At 66.7% G+C, this 12,356-nt stretch carries 13 protein-coding genes; 5 read left to right on the forward strand and 8 right to left on the reverse strand.

The genetic code is table 11. The annotated features are described in order from the left end of the window. Positions 1-8: 8 nt before the first annotated feature. The 7 genes from CGK74_RS14370 to flgB form a co-directional block, all read right to left on the reverse strand. Positions 9-686, reverse strand: a complete 678-nt coding sequence (locus CGK74_RS14370; RefSeq protein WP_094269114.1) for a flagellar basal body L-ring protein FlgH — start codon at positions 684-686, stop codon at positions 9-11. A gap of 8 nt (positions 687-694) precedes the next feature. Then, positions 695-1,477: a flagellar basal-body rod protein FlgG gene (flgG, locus tag CGK74_RS14375; protein WP_004264560.1), complete on the reverse strand. Its 783-nt coding sequence runs from the start codon at positions 1,475-1,477 to the stop codon at positions 695-697. Positions 1,478-1,641: 164 nt separating this feature from the next. Continuing rightward, a complete protein-coding gene (gene flgF, locus CGK74_RS14380) occupies positions 1,642-2,376 on the reverse strand; it encodes a flagellar basal-body rod protein FlgF (protein ID WP_048708742.1) in 735 nt (244 codons plus the stop codon). Positions 2,377-2,419: 43 nt separating this feature from the next. Then, the gene (flgE, locus tag CGK74_RS14385; RefSeq protein WP_094269115.1) at positions 2,420-3,682 is read right to left on the reverse strand and encodes a flagellar hook protein FlgE; all 1,263 of its coding nucleotides are present in this window, start codon (positions 3,680-3,682) and stop codon (positions 2,420-2,422) included. A gap of 15 nt (positions 3,683-3,697) precedes the next feature. Then, entirely contained in the window at positions 3,698-4,366 is a 669-nt protein-coding gene (locus CGK74_RS14390; protein WP_094269116.1) for a flagellar hook assembly protein FlgD, read from the reverse strand. A 39-nt stretch (positions 4,367-4,405) separates the two neighbouring features. Further along, positions 4,406-4,810 (reverse strand): flagellar basal body rod protein FlgC, encoded by a 405-nt coding sequence (gene flgC / locus CGK74_RS14395; RefSeq protein ID WP_004264572.1) that lies wholly within the window; start codon positions 4,808-4,810, stop codon positions 4,406-4,408. Positions 4,811-4,821: 11 nt separating this feature from the next. Further along, complete coding sequence (flgB, locus tag CGK74_RS14400; protein ID WP_004264574.1) at positions 4,822-5,229, reverse strand: flagellar basal body rod protein FlgB; 408 nt, start codon at positions 5,227-5,229, stop codon at positions 4,822-4,824. Between the two features lie 219 nt (positions 5,230-5,448). On the opposite strand from flgB, the gene flgA reads away from it, so the two are divergent. From flgA to parC, 5 genes are all read left to right on the forward strand, one after another. Then, a complete protein-coding gene (gene flgA / locus CGK74_RS14405) occupies positions 5,449-6,141 on the forward strand; it encodes a flagellar basal body P-ring formation chaperone FlgA (RefSeq protein ID WP_094269117.1) in 693 nt (230 codons plus the stop codon). A gap of 101 nt (positions 6,142-6,242) precedes the next feature. Beyond that, on the forward strand, positions 6,243-6,539 hold the full coding sequence (gene flgM / locus CGK74_RS14410; protein ID WP_004264577.1) for a flagellar biosynthesis anti-sigma factor FlgM: 297 nt from the start codon (positions 6,243-6,245) through the stop codon (positions 6,537-6,539). Between the two features lie 69 nt (positions 6,540-6,608). Then, positions 6,609-7,106, forward strand: coding sequence for a flagella synthesis protein FlgN (locus CGK74_RS14415; protein WP_094269118.1), 498 nt, complete (start codon positions 6,609-6,611; stop codon positions 7,104-7,106). A gap of 64 nt (positions 7,107-7,170) precedes the next feature. Further along, positions 7,171-9,144, forward strand: coding sequence for a DNA topoisomerase IV subunit B (locus CGK74_RS14420; protein WP_094269119.1), 1,974 nt, complete (start codon positions 7,171-7,173; stop codon positions 9,142-9,144). Between the two features lie 31 nt (positions 9,145-9,175). After that, positions 9,176-11,620 (forward strand): DNA topoisomerase IV subunit A, encoded by a 2,445-nt coding sequence (gene parC / locus CGK74_RS14425; RefSeq protein ID WP_094269120.1) that lies wholly within the window; start codon positions 9,176-9,178, stop codon positions 11,618-11,620. 64 nt (positions 11,621-11,684) lie between these two features. On the opposite strand, the gene CGK74_RS14430 is transcribed toward parC, so the two are convergent. Next, a partial coding sequence (locus CGK74_RS14430) for an OmpA family protein (protein ID WP_094269121.1) occupies positions 11,685-12,356 on the reverse strand: 672 nt, incomplete at its 5' end.

Below are 12,356 nucleotides of genomic sequence, written 5' to 3' on the forward strand. Positions count from 1 at the left end.
AGGCTCGGTCAGAAAGGCAGGATGGCGAGGAAGAAGCGCTGCAGCCACCCCATGGTGTTGGACTGGTCGATGAAGCCGCTGCCGCGGTATTCGATGCGTGCATCCGCCACCTGCGTCGACTGCACGGTGTTGGTCGACGTGACCGTATTGGGATCGATCACACCCGAGAAACGGATGAACTCGCTGCCCTGGTTGATGGCGAGCATCTTCTCGCCGGACACCAGCAGGTTGCCGTTGGGATAGACGTCGATGACCGTGACCGTGATCGTGCCGTTGAAGGCGTTGTTTGCTCGGGCCGAGCCGGTGCCGGTGAACTCGGAATCGGCTCCGGCTTCGATGTTGAGACCATTGAGCCCGCCCAGCGGCAGGCGCGAGCTCGCGGTGATACCGCCGGTCATCTCCGAGCCGCGCGAAGCGCTGGCATTCGCGCTCTTGGTCGCGGTGTTGCGCTCGACGAGGTTGATCGTGATGATGTCGCCGACATGGCGCGCGCGGCGATCCTCGAACAGCGGCCGCGCGAGTGCGGCCTGGTAGATGGCGCCATTCGCGGAAGGCGCCGGCAGGCGGCTGTCGGGACGCACGCTCATCGGCTGATGCACGGCCGTTGGCGGCACGGTGTCGATCGAGGCACAGCCCGCCAGCAGCGCGACGCCGGGAAGCAGGAAGGAGGCGAACAGGGGCTTCATCAACGGCCTCACAGCTGGGTCAGGCGCCCGAGCATCTGGTCGGACGTGGAGATGGCGCGCGAGTTGAGCTCGTAGGCGCGCTGCGTGACGATCATGCTGACCAGTTCCTCGGCCACGTTCACGTTCGAGGTCTCGACATAGCCCTGGTTGATGACGCCGGCACCGTTGGTGCCTGCTTCGGTGGGCGTGGCCTCGCCGCTCGACGCGGTTTCGTAGAACAGGTTCTCACCCGCGCTCTGCAGGCCACCGGGGTTGATGAAGGTCGCCACCTGGATCTGGCCGACCGGCTGGGGCTCGACCTGATTGGGCAGCGTGACCGTCACGGTGCCGTCCTTGCCGATGGTGATCGACTTGGCGTCGGCCGGGATCTGGATGGCATCGAGCAGCGGATAGCCGCTCGGGGTGACGACGTTGCCCTGGTTGTCGAGCTGCAGCGCGCCGTCGCGGGTGTAGGCAGTGGTGCCGTCGGGCATCGCGATCTGCAGGAAGCCGTTGCCCTGGATGGCGACGTCGAGCGCACCGCCGGTCTGCTGCAGGCTGCCCTGCGTGAAGATGCGCTCGGTGGCCACCGGACGCACACCGGTACCGATCTGCAGGCCGCTGGAGACCTGGGTCTGCTGCGTGGTCTGCGCCCCGGGCTGGCGGATCGTCTGGTACAGCAGATCCTCGAACACCGCCCGCTGGCGCTTGTAGCCGTTGGTGGAGACGTTGGCCAGGTTGTTGGAGATCACGTCCAGCGAGGTCTGCTGGGCATCCAGCCCGGTGCGGGCGGTCCACAGGGAGCGGATCATGATGAAGTCCTCTGTTCTGCGTTGCCGTGACGGCAGGCTTTGCCGTCACGCGGCGGCGATTGCCGCTTTTCCATGGAATCAGTCTAGGCCCTTGCCGGTCTCGACCATCCCGAGATAAACAACGCAAAAACCGTGCTAATCGTGCGGAGGACGATCGCGGCCGTTCAGTTCGACGACAGCACCTGGGTCGCAGCGCGGTCATTGGCCTCCGCGGTCTGCATCATGCGCACCTGCATCTCGAACTGGCGGGCGAGCGAGATCATCTGCACCATCTGGTCGGCGACATTGACGTTGCTGCCCTCGAGGTAGCCACCGGCGACCTGCACGTTGGGGTCTGCCGGGGCCGGCGCGCCGTTGGCGAGGCGGAACAGGCCGTCGTCACCGCGCACCAGATCGGTCTCGGGCGGGTTCACCAGCTTCAACTGGGCGACGAGGTTGACCACGCCGGTGCCCGGGTCGATGGACGACACCGAACCATCGCGGCCGATGACGATCTCGGTGTCGGGCGGAATCGCGATCGGCCCGCCGTCGCCGACCACCGGCTGCCCCTCGCGGGTCTGCAGGATGCCGGCCGGGCTCAGCATCAGGCTGCCGTTGCGGGTGTAGGCCTCACTGCCGTCCGGCCGCTGCACCGCGAGCCAGCCCTTGCCTTCCAGCGCGACGTCGTAGGGCCGACCGGTGTACTGGATCGGCCCCGGCGTAAAGTCGTTGGCGACGCTGGCATCGACGGCGAACGAGCGCGTGCGCAGGGCTTCGGTCTGGATTTCCACCGCGCGCAGCTTGTGCAGTTGCGAGCGGAAACCGGTCGAGGCGGCGTTGGCGATGTTGTTCGACACCGCCGCCTGCTGGTCCATCGTGCCCTTGGCACCGGTCATCGCGGTGTAGATCAGGCGATCCATGTTCGACTCCCCTCTTCCTGTCGGCCCGCAGCCCGTTCAGTCATCAGCGCAGGTTGACCAGCGTCTGCAGGATCTGGTCCTGCGTGCGGATCGATTGCGCGTTGGCTTGGTAGTTGCGCTGCTGGATGATCATCTGCACCAGCTCCTGGGTCAGGTCCACGTTGGATTCCTCGACCTGGCCGGCGGAGATGACGCCGTTGAGCCCGTTACCCGGTTCGCCGCGGGCGAAACCACCCGATTCCGGCGTCTCGACCCAGTAGTTGTTGCCGATGGGCGACAGGCCGTTGTTGTTGCGCACGGTCGTCAGGTTGACGATGCCGATATCCTTGGTGATGCCGTTGGTGTAGCGCGCCTGGACGGTGCCGTTGCGGCTGATCGACAGGCCGGCGATCTCACCCGGGGCGGAGCCGTTCTGGGTCAGTTCGCGCGGCGTGGACTTGCCGCCGAACTGGGTGATCATCGACATGTCGACATTGATCACGCTCGGATCGGCGTCCGGCCCGAGATTGGAGGTCAGCACGAAGTCACTCGGCGGCACGAGCTTTCCAAGACCGTCGAAGTTCAGCGTCGCGTTCGGCGTGGCCGGTAGCGTCGCCGTGTCGTTGTCCAGAACGGTGTAGACGTCCCAGGTGCTGTTTACGACATCGGTGCGACGGACGAAGTACAGGGACAGCGAGTGCTCCTTGCCAAGGGAGTCGAAGATCTTCAGCGCGGTCGAGTAGGAATAGGTCTCCGGATCATTCGGGTCGAGTGGCGTCGTGGCCCCGTCGATCGTCTCCGCATCCGCGCTGAGGTTCAGGCTCAAACCGACTTCGGTGGTGGCCGCCGCGCCGACACCGGTGGACGGGATCACCATCGTGCGGAACGAATCCGCCGTGACGGTGGCAGGCGCACGGACGTCACCCGAAATCGGATCCTCGACCTGATAGCCCATCAGGCGGTCGCCGAGCGGCGTGACGATGTAGCCCTGCTTGTCGATGTTGAACTGGCCGTTGCGCGTCAGTGCGAAACCACCGCTCTGGAGCTCCACCTCGAAGAAGCCATTGCCGTTGATCGCCATGTCCAGCGGATTGCTGGTGGTGGTGATGTTGCCCTGGGTGAAGGACTGGCGCACGGCCTGCACCGCGCTGCCGATGCCGATCTGCACCTTGGACACCGCGCCGGTGAGCGAAGACGCGTAGGCGTCGGCGAACACCGTGCCGGAGTTCTTGAAGCCCACGGTGCTGGCGTTGGCGACGTTGTTGGAGATGACGTCGAGCGCCTTGGAGGAAGAGTTCAGGCCGCTGAGGCCCTGCTGGAATGCCATGATCGGGGCTCCGGATCAGAGGATCTGCTTGATGTCGTCGACCTTGAATACGCCGAGGTCGCCCACCTGGAGGTCGGTGCCGCTGGCACCACGGACGATGCTGGTGACCGGACCGAACTGAAGCGTGCGCCCGCCCACCGCCTCTTCTCCGAGCCTCGCCGACAGTGACAGCGAGTAGATGCCGTCGGCCGCCCGCGAGCCATCCTCGGCCGTGCCGTCCCATACGAAGTTGTGGCTGCCCGCATCGACGTCGTTGAACACCATCTGCTTCACGACCAGGCCTGAGCTGTCGCGCACCGACAGGGTCACGCTGTCGGCCGGCGTGTCGATCTCGAAGCCACCCACGGCACCGGCCTCGGTCAGTGCCAGGCGCGAGCCTTCCACCAGCACGCCGCGGCCGAGCAGCGCCGCGGCATTGAGCCCCTCGGCCGAGGCCTGGGAGTCGAAGAAGGACTGAACCATCTTGTTGAGCCGCTCGATGCCATCGACCGTACTCATCTGCGCGAGCTGGGAGGTCATCTCCGCGTTCTCCATCGGGTTCATGGGGTCCTGGTTCTGGAGCTGCGTGGTCAGCAGCTTCAGGAACCGGCCCTGCATGTCCTCTTCTGCCTTCTGGACAGGTTCGCTGCGGGCCAGGCTGGCCAGCACGCTGTTCGCTGTCTGATTGTTCGACACGGTGGTCATGGATTTCTCCTGCTAGCGGCATCGTTTGCCGGACGGCGCTTACTGTCCGATCTGCAATGTCCTTTGTAGCAAGGTCCGTGCCGTGTTCATGATCTCGGCGTTGTTCTGGTAGGAGCGCGACGCGGAGATCATGTTCACCATCTCTTCGGCAACGTTGACGTTGGGCATCTCGACGTAGCCCTCGGCATTGGCCGCGGGATTGTTCGGCTCATAGACGAGACGCATCGGCGCAGCACTCTCGACGACCTGCGTCACCTGCACGCCCACGGCCGCGGGCCCGGCCACCTGGCGGGCGGCGAACACGACCTGCTTGGCGCGGTAAGGCTCGCCCGTTTCCGTGGTCACGCTGTCGGCGTTGGCGAGGTTGGAGGCCGTGGTGTTGAGTCGCAGCGACTGCGCGTTGAGCGCGGAGCCAGCGATCTGGAAGACGTTGAGCATGCTCATGATGGAACCCCTTACTGACCGGTGAGCGCCGTGTTCATCGAGCGGATCATGCCGCTGATGAAAGTGACGCTCGCCTCGTAGCGCAGCGCATTCTCGGCGAAGGCCGCACGCTCGACGTCCATGTTGACCGTGTTGCCGTCGACCGCGGACTGGTATTCGTTGCGGTACTTGACGAAGCTGCCGGCGCCCGCGCTGCCGCCGGCGGCGATGTGCGCCTGGTGCGTGGTGTCGAGCGCGACACCCGACTGCCCCCCCTTCCCGATCGCGTTCTGCAGCGCGCTGCGAAAGTCGATGTCGCGCGCCTTGTAATGCGGCGTGTCGGCGTTGGCGATGTTCGAGGCGAGCAGTTCCTGGCGGTAGGCCTGGAGGTTGAACGCGGCCTGGTGGAAACGCATCTGGTTGTCTAGCAGGGTCTTCATCGCCTTACCTCGCGGATGAACGCCGCTTCCGCAAACGGGAAACGGTCTCGATGGCAGTGGAAGGTGCAGCTTTCATGCCAGCGATGGTAAGGCTGGACCCGCCTCGCTCCTCTGCCGATAAGGCGGCGGAAAACCGCCCATATCTGCCGCTTGTCGGCGCGGGCGGCAAAAGCTGCCGGCAACTTGCCTCCCCGGGTGAGGCATGCTGCAATCGGGACCATGAAGCGTCTCGCCACCCCCCTTGCTGTCCTCACCGTCGGCCTCAGCCCCCTCTCACCCGCCATCGGCCAGCAGCCCCCGCAGGCCGTGGAAAGCACCGTGCGCACCTTCCTCGAACGCCAGATGCAGGGGATGCCCGGCGAGCCACGGATCAGCGTCCGCGCCTTCGATCCCGCCAATCAGTTGCCACCCTGCGCCGCGCTGGAACCCTTCCTGCCACCGGGCACGCGTCCCTGGGGCCAGCTCACGGTAGGCGTGCGCTGCGACTCTCCGGTCACCTGGACCGCTTACGTGCAGGCGCAGGTGCAGATCTTCGGTCCCTACCTGGTCACGACCCGCGCACTGCGTTCGGCAGAGGTGATCCGCGAGGGCGACATCGAGGTGCGCGAGGGCGAACTCACCGCGCTGCCGGACAACGTGCTGTCCTCGCCCGAGCAGGCACTGGGCCACCTCACGCGCTTTGCCCAGGCTGCCGGCGCGCCGCTGCGGGCGGGCAGCGTGCGCCTGCCGGATGCTGTGAGACGCGGACAGACCGTGCCGATCCTCACCCGCGGCCCGGGCTTCACGGTCTCGGGCGAAGGCCAGGCGCTGAGCGCCGCCGCGCCCGGCGAAAGGGTCAGGATCCGGCTCGGCAACGGCCAGATCGTGCAGGGCCTGGTCCAGCCGGACGGCAGCGTCAGCGTCGACTTCTGAGGGGCGTCATGCAAATTCTCCACGGACGTGAAATAAATCACTAAAGTTTCACGGAGCGCGGTCGTGAATACACACGAGTCAATGCGTTCCTGGAGACCATCATGAAAATCGAGAACACGGGCAAGGCCTATGTTCCCACGCCCGTGCAGGATGCCCGTGCGCCGGCCGCGCGCGGGAAGACCGAAGCGCAGTCCGGCAGCGACAGCGTGCAACTGTCCCCGCTGGCCACGCTGATGAAGAAGGCGGAAAGCGCGATCTCGAGTTCGCCCGAGATCGACCAGAAGCGCGTGGACGAGATTCGCCAGGCCATCGCCGAGGGCCGCTTCAAGATCGACTCCAGCCGCATCGCCGACGGGCTGATCAACAGCGTCCGCGACATGCTCGAGTCGCGCGGCTGAGGCATCGCGGAGTAGTATTCGGCTTCTCGCGCACTGACCGTCATCCGCCCGACCGGACGACCCGAATCGATGAAGCAGCCCTCCCCAACACCCTCGCCCTCACCCGCCGACCAGCAGCGACTCGCGCTCCTCATCGAGGCGGAGTCCTTGCAGCTCGGTGAGTTCCTCGCTCTGCTCGATCGCGAGGAAAGCCTGCTCATCAAGGGCGAAACCGACGCCCTGGTCGCAGTCGCCAACCAGAAGAACGAACGCTACCGCGAACTCCAGCGCCTGCATGACGAGCGTTCGCGCCTGCTGGGGCGACTCGGTTACAGCGTCTCCGACGCCTCCATCCGCAGCCTCTGCGCCGGCCTGCCCCGCGTGCTCGCGCGCTGGGACGAAGTCGTTTCTCGCGCCCGCCAGGCACGCGACCGCAATGCCCTGAACGGCCAGCTCATCCTCGAGCGCATGGCCGGCAATCAGGCTGCACTGACCGTGCTGCTGTCCGCCGCCAATCATCCGCAGCTATACGACGCCGACGGCCTGGCCAAGCCCACCGGCGGCGGCCGCATCCTCGGCAGCGCCTGAACATTCATTCAGTAGCGACGTCTGCTATCCTTGCGCCCTTCGTGACATCGAACGGGCCCGCAGCATGGCAGGCAAACAGTACGACGAATCCTCCTTCCGCGTCCTGAAAGGACTCGAGCCGGTGCGTGAGCGCCCCGGCATGTACACCCGCACCGACAGTCCGGCGCACATCATCCAGGAAGTGATCGACAACGCCGCCGACGAGGCGCTGGCCGGCTTTGCGAAGAAGATCCACGTCACCCTGCACCAGGACGGCTCGGTCACCGTGGCCGACGACGGTCGTGGCATTCCGGTCGGCCTGCATCCCGAGGAAGGCGTGCCGGTGGTGGTGCTGGCCTACACCCGCCTGCACGCCGGCGGCAAGTTCGACAAGCGCGAGGGCAATTCGGCCTACGCCTTCTCGGGCGGTCTGCACGGCGTCGGCGTATCGGTGACCAATGCGCTGTCGACCCGCATCGAAGTCGAGGTCAAGCGCGATGGCAAGATCCACCGCATCGACTTCGCCGATGGCGGTGAGACGATCAGCCCGGTGCGCATCGAGGGCGACTGCGGCCGCCAGACCGGTACCCGGGTGCGCGTGTGGCCCGACGGCAAATACTTCGAGTCGCCTCGCGTTCCGATGAACGAGCTCGAGCGCCTGCTGCGCTCGAAGGCGGTGCTGCTGTCCGGCGTTGCGGTGCGGCTCGACATCGAGCAGGCTAGCGGCCCGGCGCTGACCAAGACCTGGTCCTACCCCGAAGGCCTCGCCGGCTACCTGAAGGAACTTGCCGGTGACGTCGAGCCTGTGGCGCCGATCTTCACCGCCGAGAAGTACGCCGGCAAGGACGACCCGACGTTCGCCCCGGGGGAAGGCGCAGCCTGGGCGCTGGCGTGGTTCGAGTCGGCGGTGCCAAGCGAGTCCTACGTCAACCTGATCCCGACGGTGAACGGCGGCACGCACGAATCCGGCCTGCGCGCCGGCGTGTTCGAGGCGATGAAGTCCTTCATCGACCATCACACCCTGCTGCCGCGCGGCGTCAAGCTGCAGCAGGAGGACGTATGCGGACGCATGAGCTTCGTCCTGTCTGCGCGCCTCCTGGACCCGCAGTTCCAGGGCCAGGTGAAGGAGAAGCTCAACTCGCGCGAAGCGGTGAAGCTGGTGTCCTCGCAACTGCGCGACCCCTTCGAGATCTGGCTCAACAACCACGTCGAGGCCGGCAAGGCCATCGCCGAGTTGTCGATCAAACAGGCGCTGGCAAGGCAGAAGAGCGCACAAAAGGTCGAGAAGAAGAAGACCTCAGGCGTTGCCGTGCTGCCGGGCAAGCTGTCCGACTGCGAGTCCGAGGACATCGCCGACAACGAGCTCTTCCTGGTCGAGGGCGACTCCGCCGGCGGCTCGGCCAAGATGGCGCGCAACAAGGAGACCCAGGCCATCCTGCCCTTGCGTGGGAAGGTGCAGAACGCGTGGGAGATCGACCCCGACCGCCTGTTCGCCAACGCCGAGATCCACGACATCGCGGTGGCGCTCGGCGTGGATGCGCACAAGGCCGACAGCGAGGTCGACCTCTCCGGCCTGCGCTACGGCAAGGTCGTCATCATGTCCGACGCCGACGTGGACGGTGCCCACATCCAGACCCTGCTACTGACGCTCTTCTTCCGCCACTTCCCCAAGCTCATCGAGCGTGGTCACGTATATGTCGCGCAGCCGCCGCTCTACCGCGTGGACGTGCCGGCACAAGGCAAGAAGCGCCCACCGCGCCGGCTCTACGCACTCGACGAGGGCGAGCTCGCCGCGATCCGCGACCGCCTGGAAAAGGAAGGCTTCAAGCCCGACGCGATCGAGATCGGCCGCTTCAAGGGCCTGGGCGAGATGAACCCCGACCAGCTGCGCGAAACCACCATGGACCCCGCCACCCGCCGCGTGCTGCCAGTGAAGGTGCGCAGCGGCGCGCTCGAAGACACGCTGAAGATGTTCACCCTGCTGATGGGCAAGGGCGAGGCTTCCGGCCGGCGCGCGTGGATGGAAGAAAAGGGCGACAGCGTCGAAGCCGACGTCTGAGATGTCTCACCGAATCGAACAACGCAGTGCAATGACGACCGATACCGCAGATCTTTTCGGCGCGCCTGAATCCGGCGACGCCGCGCCCAAGCCCAGTCAGACCGCGCCTGCCATCGCGGGTGCGGAAGTCGCCCCCGGCCCGACCCCGCTGACGCACGACGGAGCCGATTTCCCGCCGCCCCCTGCCCCACCTGCCGACCCCGAGACGGAGCCCGAGGACGACGGCACGCTGGCACTGGACCGCTACGCCGAGCGCGCCTACCTCTCCTACGCGATGAGCGTGGTGAAGTCGCGCGCCCTGCCCCAGGTCGAGGACGGCCTGAAGCCCGTGCAGCGCCGCATCCTGTATGCGATGAACGAGATGCGGCTGTCGTCCACCTCCAAGCACGTGAAGTCGGCGCGCGTGGTCGGTGACGTGATCGGCAAGTACCACCCGCACGGCGACTCCAGCGTCTATGACGCGATGGTGCGGGTGGCACAGGACTTCTCGCTGCGCTATCCGCTGGTCGACGGTCAGGGCAACTTCGGCTCGCGCGACGGTGACTCGGCTGCGGCGATGCGTTACACCGAATGCCGCCTGACGCCGATCGCCGAGCTGCTGCTGTCCGAGATCGACCGCGGCACGGTGGACTTCATCCCCAACTACGACGGCGCCTTCGAAGAGCCGCAGCTGCTGCCCGCGCGCCTGCCCTTCGTGCTGCTCAACGGCGCCTCGGGCATCGCGGTGGGCATGGCGACCGAGATCCCGCCGCACAACCTGCGCGAGGTGGCCGAGGCCACCTGCCACCTGATCCGCCATCCCGAGGCCACGCTCGAGGACGTGCTCGGCATCATCCCCGGCCCGGACTTCCCCGGCGGCGGCCAGCTCATCTCCTCCCCCGAAGCCATCCGCGACGCCTACGCCACCGGCCGCGGCAGCCTGCGCCTGCGCGCGCGCTGGAAGATCGAGGAACTCGCCCGCGGCCAGTGGCGGGTGATCGTGGAAGAACTGCCGCACGGCGTCTCCGCGGCGCAGGTGCTGTCAGAAATCGAAACCCTGACCAACCCGCAACCGCGCACCGGCAAGAAGGAAGTCTCGCAGGAACAGAAGAACCTCAAGCAGCTCGTGCTTGGCGCACTCGACACGGTACGCGACGAATCGAGCGACAAGGCACCGGTACGCATCGTGCTCGAGCCCAAATCCAGCCGCCAGAACCGCGACGAGTTCATGGCGGTGCTGCTCGCCCACACCAGCCTCGAGACCTCGGCCTCGGTCAACATGACCATGATTGGCCGCGACGGCCGGCCGCAGCAGAAGAACCTTGTGCAGATCCTGCGCGAATGGATCGACTTCCGCTACGTCACCGTCGAGCGCCGCACCCGGCACCGGCTGGACGAGGTGGATCGCCGCATCCACATCCTCGAAGGCCGCATGATCGCCTTCCTGCACATCGAGGAAGTGATCCGCGTGATCCGCGAGTCGGACGAACCCAAGCCGGCGCTGATCGCTGCCTTCGGCCTCTCGGAGACGCAGGCCGAGGACATCCTCGAGATCCGCCTGCGGCAGCTCGCCCGCCTGGAAGGATTCAAGATCGAGAAGGAGCTGGCGGAGCTCAAGGACGAGCGCGACGGCCTGCAGCACATCCTCGACAGCCGCCTGGCGATGACGAAGCTGATCCTCAAGGAGATCCAGGACGACGCGAAGAAGTACGGCGACGATCGCCGCACGCTGGTCGAGGCCGTGGCCGCGGTCGCGCCGGCCGAGATTTCGGTGCCGGACGAACCCGTCACGATCATCGTGTCAAGGAACGGCTGGGTGCGCTCGCGCCAGGGCCACGGCATCGACCCGGCCGGCATCGCCTACAAGGCCGGCGACTTCGGCTTTGCCGTGATCGAGACGCGCACCACCTGGCCGCTGATCGTCATCGACACCAATGGCCGTGCCTACACGGTAAAGGTCTCCGATCTGCCCGGCGGGCGCGGCGACGGTGCGCCGATCACCACCCTGGTCGAATTCCAGGACGGCGGCAAGCTGGCCCAGGTCGTCACCGACATGCCGGAATCGGTCTACTTCTTCGCCAACAGCGGCGGCTACGGCTTCCTGTGCAGCGTCGCAGACGCGACCAGCCGCCAGCGCGCCGGCAAGGCCTTCATGAGCCTGGAGAAGGGCGAGAAGGTGTTGCCGCCAGCCAGGGTCTTTGGCGACTGGATCGCGGCAGCGTCCGAGAACGGCCGACTGCTGGTCTTCCCCCGTCCGGAGATGAAGACGCAGAGCGGTGGTCGCGGCGTTATCGTGATGGCACTCGACGAAGGCGAGGCGCTGGCAGCCGTGGCGGTGCCGGCCGACGATGCCGTGCTGACGATCGAGGGAGCGGGACGCGGTGGCAAGACGGTGACGATCGAACTCAAGCCCTCACAACGCGAACCGCTACGCCACCGCCGCGCGCGCAAGGGTGCGCCGCTGGCGCCGAAGGTGAAGCCCGAGCGCATGGCCTGACCGGGCTTGCCGCCGCCAGCGCGATGCGCTCTTGCCGGGCGCCGCACGGGCGGCGCCACGTCATTCATTGCCCGTCGGCGGGTGGCGTCGCGGCGTCTGCCGGCGGCAGGATGGAGCGAATCGGGTCGTTGGGCGGGATGATCGTCGGCCCGGTCGGCGCGGGTTCGGCGTTGCGCGATTCGATCAGGATCGCGACGCGGCGATTCCGTCCCCTGCCCTCGTCGGTGGCGTTGTCGGCCACCGGGCGCTGGTCCGCATAGCCCGCCGCCGTGAGGCGATCCGGTGCCACCCCGCTGTCGATGAACAGGCGGGTCACCGTCGAGGCACGTACCGCGGACAGCTCCCAGTTCGACGGAAAGCGGTAGGTGTTGATCGGGAGGTTGTCGGTGTGGCCTTCGACCGTGATCGGGAAAGGCGTCGCCGCCAGCACCTGCGCGACCGCCCGCAGCGCTTCGACGGCCGGGGTGGACAACATGGCCTCGCCCGGCGCGAACAGCAGGCTCGCATTGATCTCGATGCTGATGCCGAAAGCCCCTTCAGACACGCTGACCTGGCCCGAGCGGGTCAGCGGCGCCAGAACGCGGCGGATGTCCTCGGCCATGCTGCGCATCTGCTGCGCGGTCTGCCGTCGTTTGGCCTCGGCCGACTCCTCGAGTTGCGATGCCACCGGCGTCTGCGGACGCACGACCGGCGGTAACCGGTCACTGAGCGGCGTTCTTTGCCCGCCCGCGCCCAC

Source organism: Thauera propionica (genome assembly GCF_002245655.1).
Lineage (GTDB): Bacteria > Pseudomonadota > Gammaproteobacteria > Burkholderiales > Rhodocyclaceae > Thauera > Thauera propionica.